General features: G+C 45.2%; 15 protein-coding genes. 13 read left to right on the top strand and 2 right to left on the bottom strand.

The window, feature by feature from the left end:
- Positions 1 to 90: 90 nt before the first annotated feature.
- Together glmS and uxaC are read right to left on the bottom strand one after the other, a co-directional pair.
- The gene (glmS, locus tag CIK93_RS02160) at positions 91 to 1935 is read right to left on the bottom strand and encodes a glutamine--fructose-6-phosphate transaminase (isomerizing) (protein ID WP_094446440.1); all 1845 of its coding nucleotides are present in this window, start codon (positions 1933 to 1935) and stop codon (positions 91 to 93) included.
- A gap of 93 nt (positions 1936 to 2028) precedes the next feature.
- Positions 2029 to 3435 carry a glucuronate isomerase gene (gene uxaC / locus CIK93_RS02155; protein ID WP_094390351.1) on the bottom strand — a complete coding sequence of 469 codons (1407 nt, stop codon included), beginning with the start codon at positions 3433 to 3435 and terminating at the stop codon, positions 2029 to 2031.
- A 691-nt stretch (positions 3436 to 4126) separates the two neighbouring features.
- Here uxaC and CIK93_RS02150 point away from each other — a divergent pair.
- The 13 genes from CIK93_RS02150 (at position 4127) to CIK93_RS02090 (ending at position 20964) form a co-directional block, all read left to right on the top strand.
- Positions 4127 to 5740, top strand: coding sequence for an ABC-F family ATP-binding cassette domain-containing protein (locus CIK93_RS02150; protein ID WP_094446439.1), 1614 nt, complete (start codon positions 4127 to 4129; stop codon positions 5738 to 5740).
- A 51-nt stretch (positions 5741 to 5791) separates the two neighbouring features.
- Positions 5792 to 6403 carry a nucleotide exchange factor GrpE gene (locus CIK93_RS02145; RefSeq protein WP_094446478.1) on the top strand — a complete coding sequence of 204 codons (612 nt, stop codon included), beginning with the start codon at positions 5792 to 5794 and terminating at the stop codon, positions 6401 to 6403.
- 38 nt (positions 6404 to 6441) lie between these two features.
- Positions 6442 to 7602, top strand: coding sequence for a molecular chaperone DnaJ (gene dnaJ / locus CIK93_RS02140; RefSeq protein WP_173815108.1), 1161 nt, complete (start codon positions 6442 to 6444; stop codon positions 7600 to 7602).
- 35 nt (positions 7603 to 7637) lie between these two features.
- Complete coding sequence (locus CIK93_RS02135; protein WP_094446438.1) at positions 7638 to 8945, top strand: folylpolyglutamate synthase/dihydrofolate synthase family protein; 1308 nt, start codon at positions 7638 to 7640, stop codon at positions 8943 to 8945.
- Positions 8946 to 9050: 105 nt separating this feature from the next.
- On the top strand, positions 9051 to 10142 hold the full coding sequence (locus CIK93_RS02130; RefSeq protein WP_094435112.1) for an aldose epimerase family protein: 1092 nt from the start codon (positions 9051 to 9053) through the stop codon (positions 10140 to 10142).
- 176 nt (positions 10143 to 10318) lie between these two features.
- Complete coding sequence (locus CIK93_RS02125; protein WP_094446437.1) at positions 10319 to 11587, top strand: MFS transporter; 1269 nt, start codon at positions 10319 to 10321, stop codon at positions 11585 to 11587.
- A 64-nt stretch (positions 11588 to 11651) separates the two neighbouring features.
- Positions 11652 to 12815 (top strand): galactokinase, encoded by a 1164-nt coding sequence (gene galK / locus CIK93_RS02120; RefSeq protein ID WP_094435110.1) that lies wholly within the window; start codon positions 11652 to 11654, stop codon positions 12813 to 12815.
- 259 nt (positions 12816 to 13074) lie between these two features.
- A complete protein-coding gene (locus CIK93_RS02115) occupies positions 13075 to 14253 on the top strand; it encodes an aldose epimerase family protein (protein WP_094390342.1) in 1179 nt (392 codons plus the stop codon).
- Between the two features lie 33 nt (positions 14254 to 14286).
- On the top strand, positions 14287 to 16248 hold the full coding sequence (locus CIK93_RS02110) for a sodium/sugar symporter (protein ID WP_094446436.1): 1962 nt from the start codon (positions 14287 to 14289) through the stop codon (positions 16246 to 16248).
- 4 nt (positions 16249 to 16252) lie between these two features.
- Positions 16253 to 16930 carry an NUDIX domain-containing protein gene (locus CIK93_RS02105; protein ID WP_094390340.1) on the top strand — a complete coding sequence of 226 codons (678 nt, stop codon included), beginning with the start codon at positions 16253 to 16255 and terminating at the stop codon, positions 16928 to 16930.
- A 55-nt stretch (positions 16931 to 16985) separates the two neighbouring features.
- Positions 16986 to 17687, top strand: coding sequence for an L-ribulose-5-phosphate 4-epimerase (locus CIK93_RS02100; protein WP_094390339.1), 702 nt, complete (start codon positions 16986 to 16988; stop codon positions 17685 to 17687).
- A gap of 56 nt (positions 17688 to 17743) precedes the next feature.
- Positions 17744 to 19342, top strand: coding sequence for a xylulokinase (locus CIK93_RS02095; protein ID WP_094446435.1), 1599 nt, complete (start codon positions 17744 to 17746; stop codon positions 19340 to 19342).
- A 32-nt stretch (positions 19343 to 19374) separates the two neighbouring features.
- Complete coding sequence (locus tag CIK93_RS02090) at positions 19375 to 20964, top strand: alpha-N-arabinofuranosidase (protein WP_094390337.1); 1590 nt, start codon at positions 19375 to 19377, stop codon at positions 20962 to 20964.
- Positions 20965 to 21047: the final 83 nt, after the last annotated feature.

Genomic DNA, 21047 nt, shown 5'->3' with positions numbered 1-21047 from the left:
TTTTTTTGTCTCCTTTGTTTATTTGTGTTTGTATTGTCTGTTCTTCTCTCTTTTCACTACGTCGCAAAAAAAAGTCGGTAACTGTTGAAATCATTCAACGGTTACCGACTTTGCGAGATTACGGGGTTGGTCAACATCAAGACCTTTACATACTGCAACATGATACGCCAGCAATTGCAAGGGTATTGTTGTCAATAACGGTTCAAGAAATTCGATGGTGTCTGGCAGTTCGATGACTTCATCGGCAATTTTGCTGATAGTAGTGTCGTCGTGACTGACAATAGCGATAACCTTTCCCTTACGAGCTTTTACTTCCTGGATATTGGATAATACTTTCTCGTACATGGCATTATGTGTTGCGATGACCACCACAGGCATGTCTGAGTCAATCAAGGCAATCGGACCATGTTTCATTTCTGCAGCCGGATAACCTTCTGCATGAATATAGGAAATTTCCTTCAGTTTCAAGGCTCCTTCAAGTGCAACCGGATAACTGAATCCACGTCCGAGATATAAGAAGTTTCGTGCATAGGTGAATGTACGACTTAAATCTGCGATACGGTCGTTAAGTTGAAGTACTGTTTTTATCTTCTTGGGTATTTCGTGAAGTTCTTTCACCACATGCATGTAATTCTCCGTGGAGATTGTTCCTTTTTCTTTTGCCAAAGCAAGAGCCAGCATGGTCAATACGGTAACCTGTCCAGTAAAGGCTTTAGTAGAAGCGACTCCTATCTCTGGTCCTACGTGAATATACGAACCGGTATCTGTGGCACGGGGAATACTTGATCCGATGGCATTACATATTCCATAAATAAATGCGCCGTGCTCTTTGGCAAGTTGTATGGCGGCAAGGGTGTCTGCGGTCTCACCGCTTTGTGAGATGGCAATTACCACGTCTTTTGATGTAATGACGGGATTACGATATCTGAACTCTGACGCATATTCCACTTCTACAGGAATGCGACAGAGTTGTTCTATCATTTGTTTGCCTATCAATCCTGCGTGCCACGACGTACCACAGGCTACGATGATGAAGCGATTGGCATCAAGCAGTTGTTTCTTATAATCGATTACTGCCGAGAGTACTACGTTGTCGGTATCCACGTTGACGCGTCCTCGCATACAGTTGGTCAGACATTCGGGTTGCTCAAAGATTTCCTTAAGCATGAAGTGTGGGAATCCACCTTTTTCAAGTTGTCCAAGGTTAATATCCACCTTTTTCACCTTGAGTTGCTGTTCCTCTCCAAAAATACTTACCACTTTAAGTTCTTCTCCGCGACGGATCACGGCGATATTTCCATCTTCGAGATAGACGACCTTGTCGGTATATTCCACCAGTGGTGTGGCGTCTGAACCTAAGAAGAATTCGTCTTTACCTATACCGACCACAAGTGGACTCTGCTTACGGGCTGCAATAATCTGATTGGGGTCGCGTTTGTCGATAATGGCAATTGCATAGGCGCCAATGACCTGGAAGAGAGCTACCTGTACGGCTGTGAGAAGATCGACATCCTTATGCTCCATAATATACTCTACCAGTTGCACGAGTACTTCTGTATCCGTATCAGAACGAAACTCTACGCCTTTGGATTGAAGTTTACGCTTCAAGTCTGCGTAGTTTTCTATAATACCATTATGTATAATTGCGAGATTCTTTGATTCAGAATAGTGAGGGTGTGCATTTACGGCAGATGGTTCTCCGTGGGTAGCCCATCGGGTATGAGCAATACCTACTGTTCCGCTTACATCCTTGTCTTTGCAATATTCCTCCAGGTTATCGACCTTGCCTTTTGTCTTACAGACATTAAGGTTGCCATTATCATTGATAAGGGCAACACCGGCAGAATCATAACCACGGTATTCAAGACGTCGCAAGCCTTTTATCAAGATGGGATAGGCTTGTTTGTTGCCTATGTATCCTACTATTCCACACATATATTTCCTCGTTTATAAAGTTTGTGTTCGCTATTTCGGGTGCAAAGATAAAAAAAAATCGGCTATCATGTGCAACGATAGCCGATTTTTTTATTAATAGAATTTGAAATATCTTCTTGCGTTGTTGTAAGAGATGTCTTCTACCATCTTTCCGAGCAACTCGCGATCGTCGGGAAGAAGTCCCTTTTCTACGTCATTTCCGAGCATATTGCAAAGGATGCGACGGAAATATTCGTGACGTGGATAGCTGAGGAACGAACGGCTGTCGGTAAGCATTCCAACGAAACGGCTGAGAAGGCCAAGTACTGAGAGGGCGTTCATCTGGCGCTCCATACCATCTTTCTGATCGTTGAACCACCATCCTGAACCAAACTGGATTTTTCCAGGTTCTCCGCCTTGGAAGTTACCGAGCATAGTAGCGATTACTTCGTTGGCGCAAGGATTCAACGTATATAATATGGTACGTGTGAGCTTATCTTCCATGTTGAGCTTGTTGAGGAACTTCGACATGGCCTTAGCGGTATTGAATTCGCCGATAGAGTCGAAACCGGTATCAGGACCGAGAGCATTATACATCTTCGTGTTGTTGTCGCGGATTGCTCCGTAGTGGAACTGTTGGGTCCAGTCTGCATCAGCATCCATTTCTGCCATAATGGTCAGGAAACAGTTTTTGTACTGACGAGTCTCTAAGGCAGAGAGCTGCTGACCACGAAGTGCCTTTTCGAAAATCACTTCAATCTGTGAATCTGTATATTCCTCATCATAGAATTCTTCAATTCCATGGTCTGAGAGTTTACAGCCATTGGCACTGAAGAAATCGTGACGTTTCTTAAGAGCGTCAACCATATCGGCAAACTTGGTAATGGTTACTCCGCTAACCTCTTCGAGCTGGTGAACATAAGCGCCAAAATCAGGTTTTTCGATATTCATGGCCTTGTCAGGACGCCATGCTGGAATCATCATGGGATCATCGGCTGCCTTGCTCTTTGCATATTCAATGTGGTTGTGAAGGTCGTCAACGGGATCATCGGTAGTACATACGCACTCCACATTATAGTGCTTCATGAGACCACGTGCAGAGAACTCAGGCTGTTTAAGCTTCTCATTACACTCGTCGAAAATCTCACGTGCGGTCTTTGGAGACAGAAGTTTTTCGATTCCGAAAGCGGTTTTCAACTCAAGGTGTGTCCAGTGGTAAAGTGGGTTGCGAAGAGTATAGGGAACGGTCTCAGCCCATTTCTCAAATTTTTCCCAATCGCTGGTGTCCTTTCCTGTACAATAGCGCTCATCCACGCCATTGGTACGCATGGCACGCCATTTGTAGTGGTCGCCGCCGAGCCAAAGTTCAGTAATACTGTTGAATTTGTGATCCTTGGCTACCATCTCTGGAATCAGATGGCAATGGTAGTCGATGATTGGCATTTTGGACGCATGATTGTGGAAGAGGTCCTGAGCCACTTCGTTGTCAAGAACGAAGTTTTTGTCATTGAATTGCTTCATTTCTTATTGTTTTAGTTTGATTCGTTTTAATTTTAACCTTGCAAAGGTAGCATTTTTTTTTGTTTTATAAAATATTATATATTAAAATATTGTCTTTTTTTACGTAAACGATGACGGAAAGACAACCTAAGATTTACGTTTTTCCATTTACTTTTCTTCTCTCCTTCCCCTTCATCTCCCATCCTTCTCCCATCAAGTTCGCATGATTGTGGAAAGATAATGGGACTTAACTGGGACTTACTTGGGACTTACTTGGGACTTACTTGGGACTATAACATAAACTTCCATATTCACAAATCCCGAACCCATCCCGAAGGCTTCCCGAAGCCGAGAGCAGAGCTGAAAGTTCACTTTTGAGCTTTGCCGAGACAAAGAAGACTAGGTCAAAGACCAAGGCTTCCCGAAGCCGAGAGCAGAGCCCAAAAAACAGTAATAATTTCTCAATAACACGACTCTTTTTTACGAAAGTTTAGTTACAATTCTTCCACTTCTTGCTCCACCATTCTTCCTTCATTATTTCCAAACCATTTGAGATTTTTCCGACTCTCTCCACGTTTCTTTGCCCGTTTTCACTGATTTTCAACAAAGAACCACATGGATTGACGAAAAAAGCAGGATTTTTCTTTGTAATTCAATTGATTTGCAGTAACTTTGCAAGAAATATATATTTTAAATAAAGAGAAAAGAAGAAATGATTACAGTCACAAACTTGGCTATTCAGTTTGGAAAGAAGACGCTCTACAAAGACGTCAACATGAAATTTACCAATGGGAACATTTACGGCATTATCGGTGCCAATGGTGCAGGAAAATCTACATATCTTCGAGCTATCAGCGGAGAACTTGAACCCAACAAGGGCACTATCGAACAAGGACCTGGCGAGCGTATGTCTGTGCTCGAGCAGGACCACTTCAAATATGATGCATTCTCGGTAATGGATACCGTCCTTATGGGACACCAGCCACTTTGGCAGAACATGAAAGAGCGTGAAGCACTCTATGCGAAAGACGAAATGACAGAAGAGGATGGAAACCGTGCCGCAGAACTGGAAATGGCTTTCGCTGAAATGAATGGCTGGGAAGCAGAAAGCGAAGCCGCACAACTCTTGCAAAACCTTGGTGTGGCAGACTCACAGCACTACAAGCAGATGGAAGAAATATCAAACAACGAGAAGGTGCGCGTCATGCTGGCCAAAGCACTTTTCGGTCACCCCGACAACCTTCTGCTCGACGAGCCGACCAACGACCTCGACCTCGATACCGTACAATGGCTGGAAGAATATCTTTCAAACCTTGAACAATGCGTATTGGTAGTCAGCCACGACCGTCACTTCCTCGATGCCGTTTCCACCCAGACCGTCGATATCGACTTTGGAAAGATTACACTTTTCTCAGGAAACTATTCTTTCTGGTATGAATCAAGTCAATTGGCACTCCGTCAGGCTCAGAACCAGAAAATGAAAAACGAAGAAAAAAGAAAGCAGTTGGAGGAGTTTATCCGCCGATTCTCTGCCAATGTGGCAAAGTCAAAGCAAACAACATCACGAAAAAAGATGTTGGAGAAACTCAACGTGGAAGAAATTCGTCCGTCAAGCCGCAAATATCCAGGAATCATATTCACTATGGACCGCGAACCTGGAACACAAATCCTCGAAGTAGAAGGACTCAAGGCTGTTGACACAGACGGAACCGTACTCTTTGACAATGTTAACTTCACCATCGAAAAGGGACAAAAGACCGTATTTCTGTCACACAACCCCAAAGCCATGACTGCTCTCTTCGAAATCATCAACGACAACAGAAAAGCCGATGCAGGAACATACAAATGGGGCGTTACCATTACAACAGCATATCTGCCGTTGGACAACACCTCTTTCTTCGAATCCGATATGAATCTCGTGGAATGGCTCTCACAATGGGGAAAAGGTAACGAAGTGACTATGAAGTCGTTCCTCGGAAGAATGCTCTTCAAAGAAGAAGATGTGCTCAAGCATGTCAACGTACTCTCAGGAGGTGAGAAAATGCGCTGTATGATTGCACGTATGCAATTAAAAAATGCCAACTGCCTCATCCTCGACACACCAACCAACCACCTCGATCTGGAGTCTATTCAGGCATTCAACAATAACCTTGTCAACTTTAAGGGAAATATTCTCTTCTCTTCACACGACCACGAATTCATCAATACCGTTGCCGACAGAATCATCGAACTCACACCAAAAGGAACAATTGACAAACTGACAACCTATGATGACTACATTTATGATGAGGCCATCAAGGAACAACGCGCGTCTATGTATGAGTAAATGAAAACATGGCACAGAATTTGCATGTTCCTTAAGAAAACAAATAAAAACATTATGAAAGAGAATAAAGAAGAGCAAATAAATTGCGAAGAACAGGAAATGAATAAAGAGGAGGAATGCACACAGCAAGAATCCGCTCAGCAAGAATCTGCTGATAACACACAGCAGGCAGAAAACGAAAATCCTGAAGAAGAAGAAGAAGAAGAAGAAAAGGATCCGCTGGCTGCTGCGCAAGAGGAAATCGAACAACTCAAAGACCAAGTATTGAGAAAGGCTGCGGAATTTGAAAACCTCCGCAAGCGCACCATCAAGGAAAAAGCAGAACTCATACTCAACGGAGGCGAGAAGGCAATTGTCACTATCCTGCCCATCATCGACGATATGGAGCGAGCTATTGAGAATGGCACCAAGACGGACGATCCTAAAGTGCTCAGAGAAGGCATGGAAATCATCTATCATAAATGTATCAAAGCATTGGAGTCGCTCGGAGTGAAGACCATCGACACAACAGGCGCAGACTTCGATACCGACGAACATGAAGCAGTTGCCATGGTACCTGGTATGGGCGACGATAAAAAAGGAAAAGTCATCGATTGCATCCAAACAGGATACAAACTCAACGACAAAGTCATTCGCCATGCCAAAGTGGCAGTTGGACAATAAAGATTCATAGAATCAATAAAAACTAAGACAACACAATTATGGCAAAGAGAGACTATTATGAAGTTCTGGGCATTGACAAAAATGCCACAGAAGACCAAATAAAGAAGGCCTACCGCACCATCGCCATCAAATACCACCCTGACAGAAACCCTGGCGACAAAGAAGCCGAGGAGAAATTCAAGGAGGCGGCTGAAGCGTATGATGTGCTCCACGACCCTCAAAAACGTCAGCAATACGACCAATTCGGATTCAACGGACCACAAGGTGCGGGAGGATTCGGAGGATTCGGCGGACAAAGTATGAACATGGACGATATCTTCTCTATGTTCGGCGACATCTTCGGAGGTGGCGGAGGATTCGGAGGATTCGGCGGAAGCAGAAGAAGTGCCGGACCCAAAGAACATCGAGGAAGTGACCTTCGCCTGAAAGTCAAACTCACCTTGGAAGAAATCGCCACAGGAGTGACCAAGAAGTTCAAAGTGCGCAAAGACGTGCCTTGCTCACATTGCCACGGAACTGGATCAGAAGACGGCAGCGGCACAGAAAACTGCCCCACATGTCATGGTTCGGGAGTAATCACCCATACCACACAAAGTCTTTTCGGCATGATGCAGACACAAGGTGTTTGTCCTACATGCGGCGGAACTGGCCGTGTCATCAAGAACAAATGCAAATATTGTGGCGGTACTGGCGTAGAGAAAGGTGAAGAAGTAGTTGAAATCAACATCCCTGCAGGAGTCGCACAGGGCATGATCGTCAACGTTCCTGGCAAGGGTAATGCCGGACACAACAAAGGAGCTAACGGAAACATTCAAGTATATGTGGAAGAAATCGAACACGACACCTTCATACGAGACGATAACGACCTCATATACAACCTATTGCTCGATTTCCCAACAGCATCACTTGGAGGTGAGGTGGAGATTCCGACAATCTACGGAACACGCCTGAGAGTAAAAATCGAACCAGGCACACAACCTGGCAAGACTCTCCGTCTGCGCGGCAAGGGCCTTCCTTCCGTACAGGGCTATGGACGTGGCACAGGAGACCTCGTTGTCAACATCAGCGTTTATGTGCCAAAGACACTCAGCAGCGATGAAAAGAAAGCAATAGAAAGCTTCAAAAGTAGCGACAACTTCAAAGGTGACGCTTCAACCAAGCGATCTATCTTCCAACGCTTCAAGAATTATTTCAACTGATTCTGTTTCAAAAACACATAAAAAAAGTATAGTCCATGACCTATCAGGAAACTTGCGAATACCTATTCAGCAGAACCACAGCTTTCGAAACTCAAGGAAAGAGTGGCTACAAAGAAGGATTAGAAAACACACTGGCGCTGGACGAACATTTCGGTCATCCACACCAAAAGTATCTCACCATCCATGTGGCAGGTACCAACGGCAAAGGTTCCGTTTCTAATATGCTCTCTGCAGCACTACAAAGCTGCGGATACAGAGTAGGACTATACACCTCTCCACATCTCGTCGATTTCAGAGAAAGAATTCGTGTCAACGGCGAGATGATTCCAGAGGACTATGTGATGAATTTCGTTGAAGGCGAAAGAAATTTTTGGGAACCATTGTCGCCGTCATTCTTTGAAGTGACGACGGCAATGGCTTTCAAGTATTTTGCAGAACAAAATGTTGATATTGCAATTATTGAAGTAGGGCTTGGGGGACGACTCGATTGTACCAACATCATCCACCCTATCCTATCCATCATCACCAATATCAGTCTGGATCATACAGAATTCTTAGGAAACACCATCGCAGAAATAGCACGAGAGAAAGCAGGCATCATCAAACATGCCACAACGGTCATCATCGGAGAAAACCAAAACGAGACACGACCTGTCTTCGAAGAAAAGGCACGGGAAATGGAAGCACCCATCATCTTTGCCGAAGACGACAATTTCATCAAAAGTGCAGAAATAACTGACCAAGGCGACATCAAATGCGAAACAGCGAAATACGGAAACGTATTTTGCGATCTCGGAGGAATCTACCAACCAAAGAATATCAATACCACATTACACGCCCTTCAGATTCTTGAAGACAAAGGCTATCTGATCATTGACAAAGACGCAACAAGCGGAAATGTGCTCAAAGCATTCGACAACGTCAAGAAGCTCACAGGATTGGCAGGAAGATGGCAAACAATAAGTTCGTCACCACATGTAATTTGCGACACAGGACATAATCCTGGCGGTTGGCACTTCATCAGCCAACAGCTAAACCATGTGATTGCCCATTGCCACCAATTACATATTATATTTGGAATGGTCAACGACAAAGATGTAGATGCAATACTTCAGATGCTTCCAAAAGAGGCAATCTACTATTTTACTAAAGCCAAAACAAAACGAGCACTCAACGAGCAGATTATTTTCGCATTGGCACAGAAGTATCAACTGAAAGGAAAGACGTATTTATCTGTAAGTGAGGCATATCACGAAGCAGAGAAAGCTGCAGGAAACAACGATGTTATATTTGTTGGAGGCAGCAACTATATCGTCGGAGAATTGCTCAAAGATGGCATTTAGTTGTTTTTAACATTCCTTTTGCTCAATTTTTCGCCATTAAATTTGTTAAACTCACTTTTTTTTGGTTACTTTGCAATATAATTTAGTAACTAAAAACAACTGATTATGGCGAACACAACGGAAAACGTTAATTTGTGTGGTTTGAATCGCAAAGATTTTCAAACCACAGTAAACGGGAAAAAAACAGATTTATATATCCTACGCAACCGCAAAGGATACGAAGTAGCAGTAACCAATTTCGGTGGTGCAATTGTGGCCATCATGGTTCCAGATAAAGACGGAAAAGTAGCAAACGTCATTCAGGGACATGACAACATCCAAGATGTTATCAATAGCCCAGAGCCTTTCCTCTCAACCCTTATCGGACGCTACGGAAACCGTATTTGCAAAGGTACCTACACCCTCAACGGTAAAGAATACCAGCTTGCTCTCAACGATGGTCCTAACCATCTGCACGGCGGTCCTACAGGTTTCCACTCTCGCATCTGGGATGCCAAGCAAATGGGACCTCGCGCCTTGGCTTTATCATACATCTCATCGTATGGAGAAGAAGGATTCTCAGGTGAATGTCGCATCAACGTGGAATATACTTTCACAGACAACAATGAACTGGTTATTGAATATCTTGCCACAACCAACAAGAAGACCATCATCAACCTGACTCACCACGCATTTTTCTCATTGGCAGGTATTGCTAACCCCACACCTGCCGTTGACAACGTAGAATTACAGCTCAACGCAGATTTCTATCTTCCTATTGATAAGGTATCAATCCCTACCGGCGAAATTCTTAAGGTCGAAGGAACTCCATTCGATTTCCGCACACCAAAGCCAATCGGTCAGGATATCAACGCCGACAACGAGCAACTGAAAAATGGATCTGGATACGACCACAACTACGTTCTTAATAAAAAGGAAGAAGGAGAACTCAGTTTTGCCGCTAAACTAAAAGAGCCTAATAGCGGTCGTACCATGGAGGTTTATACCACAGAACCAGGACTCCAACTCTATACAGGTAATTTCGAATCAGGAATCTCTGGAACTCACGGTTCAACTTATCCTTGGCGTAGTGCTGTTTGTCTTGAAGCACAACACTTCCCCGATACTCCAAATCGTCCTTACTTCCCTTCTGTAGTACTCCGACCAGGTGAACAGTACAAACAGAAAACCATCTATAAGTTTGGAGCAGAAAAATAATATGAAACAACAAAAAGAGTGGCTGATAGCTATCAGCCACCCATTTTGTGTATAATAGCTATCTTTGTATAACAGGAAAAATCAAAACATAGAATTATAATACACAATTCTTATTGTTCTATAATCGAAAACACATTTTTCGTAATTACTAACAACATTAAAATCCTATAAAACCAATGTCACAAACAAACAAAAACCAGAAGAACCTCGTAGCTATCATCACAATGTTCTTCATCTTTGCCATGATTAGCTTTGTAACAAACATGGCAGCTCCCTTCGGAAACATTTGGGGTATGTCATACAACTGGGCAGGTATGGCCGGCAACCTCATGAACTTTACTGCCTACCTCATCATGGGTATTCCTGCCGGAAACATGCTCATCAAGTACGGATACAAAAAGACCGCGCTTATCGCACTTATTATTGGTGCAATAGGTCTGGGTGTTCAGCTGCTCTCTGGCGTAGTCAACAATATCTTTGTTTACCTACTCGGTGCTCTTATCTGCGGATTCTGCGTATGTATGCTCAACACCGTAGTAAACCCCATGCTTAACCTACTCGGTGGCGGCGGTAACACCGGAAATCAGCTCGTACAGGCAGGGGGTACCCTCAATTCTCTTTCTGCAACAGCAACTCCTATCCTCACTGGTTTCCTCGTAGGAACTTTGACAAAGGATTCTTTCCCCGATGTTGCACCACTTATCATTACAGGTATCGTAGTATTCTTGGCAGCCTTCTTCATCATTTCTGCCATCCAGATTAACGAGCCTCAAGGTGACTTGAAGAATGTAACATACGAAAAATCACCTCTCGCTTTCCGCCATTGTCTCCTCGGCATCATCGCCATTTTCTTCTATGTAGGAATCGAGATTGCCACTCCTGGTATGATGAACCAATGGATTAGCCGTGAAGGAGGATTTGAAGGTGCAGCAGCCGTTGCAGGATCATTGGCTGGTATCTACTGGTTCCTGATGCTCTGTGGCCGCCTTATCTCAACAGTTATCTCAGGTAAGGTTTCTACCCGTGTACAGATGATTACCGTTTCAACAGTAGGTATTGCACTTATTGTCGCTGCCATCTTCACAGGTGATGTGACTACAACACTCAATATCGATCTCAACATCATCAAGATTGAGAACGCTACAGTTCCTTTGTCTTGTGTGTTCATTTTCCTCTGCGGTCTCTGCACATCTGTCATGTGGGGAGGTATCTTCAACCTTTCAACAGAAGGACTTGGCAAATATACCGCTAAAGCATCAGGCCTGTTCATGGTCATGGTATTCGGTGGAGGTATGATGCCTTTCTTCCAGGATCTCGTACTCGTTCAACAGCTTGGAATCAGCTACCTCAATTCTTATTGGCTGATTGTTGCCATGTTGGCATACATCCTCTACTATGCGATCTGGGGATGCAAGAACGTAAACAAAGACATCAAAGTGGATTAAGACAACATGATTTGTCACGTTCCACATTATAAAAAGATACTTCAAACCTTTAAACAACAAGACTATGAACATCGAATCAGTAAGAACACGTTTTGCCAAGCATTTTGATGGCAAGGAAGGTAATGTTTATGCATCACCCGGACGTATCAATCTCATCGGTGAACACACCGACTATAATGGAGGATTTGTTTTTCCAGGAGCCGTAGATAAAGGTGTTGTTGCAGAAATGCGTGCAAACGGAACAGAAGATACCGTTATGGCTTATGCCATTGACTTGAAAGACCGCGTAGATTTCAAACTCTCTGATCCCAATGGACCTAAAGCTAGCTGGGCACGTTATATTTACGGTATCGCATTGGAAATGAAAAAGCTCGGAGTACCTGTTAAAGGATTCAATATCGCATTCTCAGGCGATGTTCCCTTGGGTGCAGGTATGTCATCTTCTGCTGCCATGGAGAGTTGCTTTGCCTGTGGTCTCAACGACATCTTCGGTGATAACAAGGTAAGCCAGTGGGATATGGTATTGGCAGGTCAAGCTACAGAACACAACTACTGTGGTGTGAAATGCGGTATCATGGACCAGTTTGCTTCTGTATTCGGAAAAGCAGGTTGTCTGATGCGTCTCGACTGCCGTTCTCGCGAATTTGAATATTTCCCATTCAAACCGGATGGCTACCGTTTGGTATTGCTCGATTCTGTTGTAAAACACCAGTTGGCAGGATCTCCTTACAACGACCGCCGCAATTCTTGTGAAAATGTTGTTCGCCATATTGCTGCCAAACATCCAGAAGGAAAGTTTGAAACACTTCGCGACTGCACATGGGAACAACTTGAAGAAGTCAAAGCCGAAGTGGGCGAAGAAGACTACAAGCGTGCTAAATTCGTGTTGGGCGAAAAAGACCGTGTACTTGCCGTTTGCGATGCTCTGAACGAAGGCGACTATGAAAAAGTTGGCGAGTTGATGTACAAGACTCACGAAGGTCTGTCAAGAGACTATGAGGTTTCTTGTGAAGAACTCGATTTTCTCAATGATCTTGCCAAGGAATGTGGAGTTACCGGTTCACGTATCATGGGTGGCGGTTTCGGAGGTTGCACCATCAACCTTGTCCGCAACGACCTCTACAACCAGTTTATCGCCACAGCAAAAGAGAAGTTTAATGCCAAATACGGCCACGAACCAAAAGTCTATGATGTTGTCATCGGCGATGGTTCACGTAAGATTTGCTAATCAGAACCAGCTATTTAAAGTGTATTCCGGTCTGAAAAACAACCCTTTAATACACGTATAGAATAGCGCGTTTTATTTCTCTATAAAACGGAAATGAATATCAATTTCATTTCCGTTTTTTTATGCTATGTAACAAGAAACTATAAAAAATAGTGTAAGCACAACACTTTTCTCCGTAATATCTTTGTCAATTCAGAAAATAGTCGTAACTTAGCACGCAGAATTAGAAAACATAACTAACAACTAAAAACTCTTCGCAATGAGAAAAATCAATTCAATGCTTATTGGCCTTGGCACCATTGCCATTCTTTCAGCATCATGTGCCTCTAAACAAAATGCCACATTAACAGTTTCCGGACTTGACACAGCTAAGTTTGACACCATCCTTCAAGAAAAGCCCGTCAAACTGTATGTACTTAAAAACAATAATGGCATGGAAGCCTGCATCACCAACTATGGTGGTCGCGTGGTAAGCCTTGTGGTGCCCGACAAAGACGGTAAACCCACCGATGTTGTCCTTGGATTCGATAATATCGCTCAGTATGCTGATACGATCAAAACACCTTCTGATTACGGATCAAGTGTAGGTCGTTATGCTAACCGCATCAACAAAGGTAAGTTCACCCTTTCAGGTACAACCTACCAGTTGCGTCAGAACAATGCCCTCCATTGCCTTCACGGAGGTGGAAATACCGGATGGATGCATAAAGTCTATGATGCCGAACAGGTTGGTGACTCTATTCTCAAACTCACCATCGTAGCTCCAGACGGAGAAAATGGATTCCCCGGTACTGTTACCGCCACTACCACTTATAAGGTAACTGCCGACAACACCCTTGACATCGTTTGGGAAGCCACTACCGACAAGGAAACGATCATCAACATGACCAACCACAACTACTACAATCTTAGTGGTGATTTCACCAAACCTTGTTATGACCAAATACTCTATGTTAATGCTGATAATTTCACTCCCTCTGACGCTACCAACATGACAACGGGTGAGATTCTTCCTGTAGCTGGTACTGCAATGGATTTCCGCACTCCTCATGCTGTAGGTGACAGTATCCATTCTGACTATCAACAGATCAAGAATGCCACAGGCTACGACCACAACTATTGTCTGAACACTTATAAAGACGGAAAGGGCGATGATACACAGGTATGTGCTTCACTCTATAGTCCCAAGAGTGGCATCTTTATGGAGATGTTCACCAACGAACCAGGTGTTCAGGTATATTCTGGAAACTTCCAGGGGGTTGGTGCTGATGCGAAGATAGCCCGGAAACATGGTCTTACCTATCCCAAGCATGTAAGCATCTGCTTGGAGAGTCAGAAGTATCCCGACAGTCCTAATAAGAAAGACTGGCCTCAGCCCACACTTAAACCCGGTGAGAAATACTACAGTCATGCTGCCTACCGTTTCTCAATCAAATAATATGTTTTATTCACTAATATACCTATAATTATTATGAATAGTATTTCAGGAGCAATTGCAATGTCTGGTTTCAAGACCATCGACTTTGTAATTCTCGCATTCTACCTAATCTTGTTGGTTGGTTTAGGATTATTTTTAAGTCGCAACAAAGACGGAAAAGAAAAAAGTGCCAACGACTACTTCCTTGCTGGCAACACACTAACATGGTGGGCTGTAGGTGCATCATTGATAGCTGCTAACATTTCTGCCGAACAGTTTATCGGAATGTCAGGAACAGGATTCCGTGACGGTATCGCTATTGCCGCCTATGAAGTAATGGCAGCTGCCGCATTGGTAGTCATTGGAAAGTTCTTGCTTCCCGTCATGCTTGAGCGTAAGATTTTCACTATTCCACAATTTCTCCGTGAACGCTATAATGATGGCGTAGGCCTTGCCTTCTCTATTCTGTGGCTTTTCCTTTATGTCTTCGTCAACCTGACTTCTGTAGCATGGCTGGGCGCTTTGGCCATCGAACAGATTCTCGGTCTTCAAGGTCTTGGCGTCAGCATCTTCGGCATGGAGGTTTCTATCCGTATGTTGATCATCCTCGGATTGTTCATTGTGGCAGGAACCTATTCTATCTATGGCGGACTTGCCTCTGTGGCTTGGACCGATGTGATGCAGGTCACCTTCCTCGTAGGTGGCGGTATTATTACCGCTTACATCGCATTACAGGAAATGGGTATAGTAATGGGAACCGACGCATTAGGCGCCCTTGGACAGGTTTATAACGACATGACGACAGGCGCCCATGCACAGGATGTTCATTTCCACTTAGTCATCCAGCAAAGCCATAATGCAGATGCCTTTGCCAATGTTCCTGGTATTGCCGCTGTAGTAGGTGGAGTTTGGCTTACCAATCTCGGTTATTGGGGTTTCAACCAATATATCATTCAGAAAGGACTTGCCGCCAAGAGTATCAACGAAGCCAAGAAGGGTCTTATCTTCGCCGGTTTCCTTAAGATTCTCATTCCTTTCATCGTAGTACTTCCTGGCATTTGCGCCTATTATATTATGGAGAATCCCGAATTCTTCAAGAACATGGAATTGGCAGGCAATATCAACGTTGCCGATGATGCCTATCCTTGGCTCATCCGCAACTTCACACCTACAGGTATCAAGGGCTTGAGTTTTGCCGCTCTTGTAGCCGCCATCATCTCTTCTTTGGCTTCTATGTTCAACTCTACCTCAACCCTTTTCACGATGGACATATACAAGAAGTACATCAACAAGGGTGCGAGTGACAAGCAGTTGGTAAATACCGGCCGTATCGTAGCCGTTGTGTCATTGGTTATAGCCCTTGTTACCGTTAAACCGTTGCTGGGCGGACTTGACCAGGCATTCCAGTACATTCAGGAATATTCAGGTTTCATCTATCCAGGTATCATCACCGTCTTTGGTCTTGGTCTGCTGTGGAAGCGTGCCTCTTCTACTGCAGCAGTATGGACGGCCATCCTAACCATCCCCATGGGTGTACTCTTCAAGGTTTGCTTCCCCGATGTAGCCTTCCAGTTCCGTGCTTCCTACATTTTCATCATCCTTGTCACCTTCTTCATCCTTGTATCATATCTCGATAAGAAATATGTAAGTGCAGAAACTCCTTCTGCCGCAGATCAGAAGCAGATGATGACATGGGCACGCATCCTGGCAGTAGCTGGTCTTGCCATGATTATCGTGGCTGCAATAGTAGTAATTCTCGGCGCCACTCACGATGTGAAGTCTCCTGAAACAAATTTCATCGACTATCTGAACGACATCGGTTTCCAGGCATTCATCTTCTTCGGCGTACTCGTAGGCTGCAATGCCGTATGGCTCTACAGCAACTCACATGATAAGGTCAAGGACGAGAAAGCCCTTCCTATCAATCTCTCTATCTTCTCTACCGACCGCAACTACACATACGGTGCCGTAGGAATCTGTGTCATTACCTTGTTGCTTTACGCCTTACTTTGGTAGTATTATGACAAGTTTCTATCAAGATAAAACAAAAGTCCTCGTATCGGTCGATTGTATCATTTTCGGATTCGACCAGAACGAACTCAAGATCCTGATCGGCAAACGTCAGATGGATCCTGGGCGTGGTGAATGGAGTCTCTACGGAGGCTTCATCCACCTCGATGAGGGCATCGACGAAGCTGCCGACCGCGTGCTCTACGAACTTACCGGTATGCGCAATGTATATATGCGTCAAGTAGGCGCTTTCGGTAGTGTTGACCGTGACCCGGGTGAACGTGTGGTCTCTATTGCCTACTATGCCCTGATCAACGTCAAACAATACGACGACGAACTGCGCGAACAGCATGGCGTGGAATGGGTGAGCATAGACAATATCCCCCCACTCTATTCTGACCATAAAATAATGGTGGAGAAGGCACGTCGCATCATGAAAGAAAAGATTCGCACCGCACCAATTGGCTTCACGCTGTTACCGAGTCTCTTCACCCTTACCCAACTTCAACATCTGTATGAAGCTGTCAACGGCGAGGAACTCGACAAGCGCAATTTCCGTAAGCGCGTGAAGGAAATGGACTTCATCGAGAAGACAGAACTGATAGATAAGACCAGTTCACGTCGTGGCGCCTATCTCTACCGTTTCAACAAGAAAGCGTACAACGAAGATCCTAATTTCAAACTATAGGATTGCTGTGCCACACGACACAGTTATCCTTGTCTAATTTATAAATCTAAACATCATGTTAGAAGAACTGAAAGAAAAAGTATTCCAAGCCAATCTCGACCTTGTGAAACACAATCTCGTGATTTTCACGTGGGGCAACGTTTCTGCCATCGACCGCGAAAAGGGATTGGTAGTCATCAAGCCCTCTGGAGTCAGCTATGACACCATGAAGGCATCCGATATGGTTGTTGTAGATCTCCACAGCGGCAAAGTAGTGGAAGGTGACCTCAACCCCTCATCCGACACTCCTACCCATTTGGTACTCTACCGTGCCTTCCCTGAAATCGGAGGTGTAGTCCATACCCACTCTACCTATGCCACCGCTTGGGCACAGGCAGGACGCGACATTCCCAATATCGGTACTACCCATGCCGACTATTTCCACGATGATATTCCGTGTACTGCCGATATGACAGCCGACCAGATGGCAGAATACGAATACCATACTGGTGTTGTCATCGTCAACCGCATCTCTTCTGGTAATATCAATCCCGTCCACACCCCTGGTGTCTTGGTCAAGAACCATGGCCCTTTCTCATGGGGTAAAGATGCCGACCAGGCAGTCTATAACGCCGTAGTGATGGAACAAGTGGCAAAAATGGCATTCATCTCTCTGTCGGTCAATCCCGACACCACGATGAATCCCCTGCTCGTTGAAAAGCATTTCTCACGCAAGCATGGTCCCAATGCCTACTATGGCCAGAAGAAGAAACAATAGATTTCATACTTCAACAATTCATGGATTCCATCCTTCATTAACAAAACAGTAGAAAAATGACAAATAATGCAAAACAAACAATAGAAAGCGGTAAGGCTGTACTCGGCATCGAGTTTGGTTCTACCCGCATCAAGGCTGTTCTCATCGATGAGAACCACCACCCCATAGCACAAGGTGCTCACGAATGGGAGAACCAGCTCGTTGACGGTCTGTGGACCTACAGCATCGACGCCATTTGGAAAGGTCTTCAAGACTGCTATGCAGACCTCCGTGCCAATGTACGCAAGGAATATGATGTCGAATTGGAAACGCTGGCAGGCCTTGGCTTTAGCGCCATGATGCACGGCTATATGGCATTCAACCAAGACGAGCAGATACTCGTGCCCTTCCGCACTTGGCGCAATACAAATACGCAGAAGGCTGCTGCCGAACTTTCAAAACTGTTTCAATACAACATTCCCTTGCGCTGGAGCATCAGCCACCTTTACCAATGTATTCTCGATGGAGAGGCACATGTGAAAGACATCAAATATCTGACCACTTTGGCAGGATATGTTCATTGGCAGCTGACTGGCGAATTTGTACTCGGCATCGGCGACGCTTCAGGTATGATTCCCGTTGATCCCAACACCAAGACCTACGACGCAACCATGGTTGACAAGTTCAACACCCTCGTTGCCTCTAAGCACTATCCCTGGCAATTACTTGACATCCTCCCCACCACGCTGAATGCAGGAGAAAAGGCTGGTTGCCTGACGGAGAAAGGTGCCAGTCTGCTCGATGTATCGGGTCATCTGAAGGCCGGATGCCCCTTATGTCCTCCTGAGGGCGATGCTGGCACAGGCATGGTAGCCACCAATGCTGTCAAGCAACGCACAGGAAACGTAAGTGCAGGCACCTCGTCGTTCTCTATGATTGTATTGGAGAAAGAACTCTCCAAACCCTACGAGATGATCGACATGGTGACCACTCCTGATGGTTCTCTCGTCGCCATGGTTCATTGCAACAACTGCACCAGCGACCTCAACGCATGGGTCAATATTTTCAAGGAGTACCAGCAGTTGCTCGGCATACCTGTTGATATGAATGAGGTATTCGGTAAACTCTATAACCACGCTATGACAGGCGATGCTGACTGTGGCGGACTTGTAGCCTACAACTATTTCTCAGGCGAACCGGTAACCGGACTGGCTGAAGGTCGCCCCCTCTTTGTGCGCTCTGCCAACGACCATTTCTCATTAGCCAATTTCATGCGTGCCAACCTCTATGCCTCTGTTGCAGTATTGAAAATAGGTAACGACATCCTTTTCAACGACGAACACGTGAAGGTAGATCGTATCACCGGACACGGTGGACTTTTCAAGACCGAAGGTGTTGGGCAACGCGTATTGGCAGCAGCCATCAATTCTCCCATCTCTGTCATGAAGACTGCAGGTGAAGGCGGAGCATGGGGTATTGCCCTTTTGGCTGACTACCTGGTCAACAACGACAAGCAACAGACCCTTGCCGACTATCTCGAGCACAAGGTATTCAACGGCAATACAGGTACGGAGATCGCTCCTGACGCTCATGACGTGGCAGGATTCAATGCATATATTGAAAACTACAAGAGCGGTCTCGCCATAGAACAGGCTGCCACAGCAAACAAAAAATAAATCCAATACAAATTTAAAATACAATACTAATTATGCATTACAATTATTTCCTATCAGCAGCCTTTGCCCTATGCGCTTCTCAGGTTTCTGCAGAAAGCATCAAGGCAACACTCAAAACCGACCAAGGTAAGAACACCATCAACCGTGAGATCTACGGACAGTTTGCCGAACATCTCGGATCTTGCATCTATGGTGGTCTCTGGGTGGGCGAGAACTCTCCCATCCCCAATATCAACGGCTACCGAAAAGACGTGTTTGAAGCACTCAAAGACTTGAACGTTCCTGTACTCCGTTGGCCTGGTGGATGCTTTGCCGACGACTACCATTGGATGGACGGTATCGGTCCTCGCGACAAGCGTCCTTCGCTGCGCAACAACACCTGGGGCGGAACGATTGAAGACAACTCTTTTGGCACACACGAATTTCTGAACCTCTGTGAAATGCTGGGTTGCGAACCCTACGTCAGCGGTAACGTTGGAAGCGGAACAGTCAAGGAGATGGCACAATGGGTGGAGTATATGACCAGCAACGAAGATACTCCGATGGCACGTCTGCGTCGCCAGAACGGTCGCGACAAGGCTTGGCACGTGAAGTATTTCGGTATCGGCAACGAGGCATGGGGCTGTGGTGGCAACATGACACCAGAATACTACTCAGACGAATTCCGTAAATTCAATACCTACCTGCGCGACCAACCAGGCAACCACCTCTACCGCATCGGAAGTGGTGCTTCCGACTGCGACTACAAATGGACCAGCGTATTGATGGATCGCATCGGCGAACGCATGAACGGCGTATCGCTCCACTACTATACCGCGGCAGGTTGGAATGGTTCGAAGGGTTCTGCTATCAAGTTCGACAACGACCAGTACTACTGGGCACTCGGCAAATGTCTGGAGATAGAAGAGGTCATCAAGAAGCACAAAGCTATCATGGATGAGAAAGACCCCAACCATAGAGTAGATCTTGTGGTTGACGAATGGGGCACCTGGTGGGACGAAGAACCTGGTACCATCGCCGGTCACCTCTATCAGCAGAATGCCCTGCGCGACGCTTTTGTGGCTTCTCTCTCCCTCGACGTTTTCCATCGTCATACCGACCGTGTGAAGATGGCGAATATCGCACAGGTTGTCAACGTACTGCAATCCATGATTCTTACCGACCAAGAAGGCACAGGCCACATGGTACTCACCCCAACCTACTATGTTTTCAAGATGTACGCTCCTTTCCAGGATGCCACCTATCTGCCCATGACAATAGCCTGCGACACCATGAAGGTGCGCCACGAGTATTTCACCCCTATGGATGCTCAGAAGGCTAATGGCTATCGCAACCTGCCCTTGCTGTCCTATTCTGCAGCCAAGACCAAGGATGGTCAGATTGTCATTGCCCTTACCAATGTCAGCCTTGACAAAGAACAGGCGATCGACATCGCCCTCGAAGGTACAAATGCCAAGAGCGTCAACGGACAGATTCTTACCGCTAAAAACGTAGCAGACTTCAACGATTTCGATCACCCCGACCGCGTAAAAGTTGCCGATTTCAAGCAAGCCAAACTCAAGAAAAACGTGCTCTCGGTGAAGATTCCTGCTAAGAGTTTGGTAGTAATGACCTTGAAATAAGCGACATTAAAGGACTTTATTTAGGAAATTCACAAAAAAAGCAATACACAAAGTAATCTTTTCGGATTTTTTCTGTATATTTG

Origin of the sequence: Prevotella sp. P3-92 (genome assembly GCF_002251205.1) — a bacterium.
Taxonomy (GTDB): Bacteria; Bacteroidota; Bacteroidia; order Bacteroidales; family Bacteroidaceae; genus Prevotella.
The sequence above is the reverse complement of the archived record's forward strand: the minus strand, read 5'-3'. Positions and strand labels throughout refer to the sequence as shown.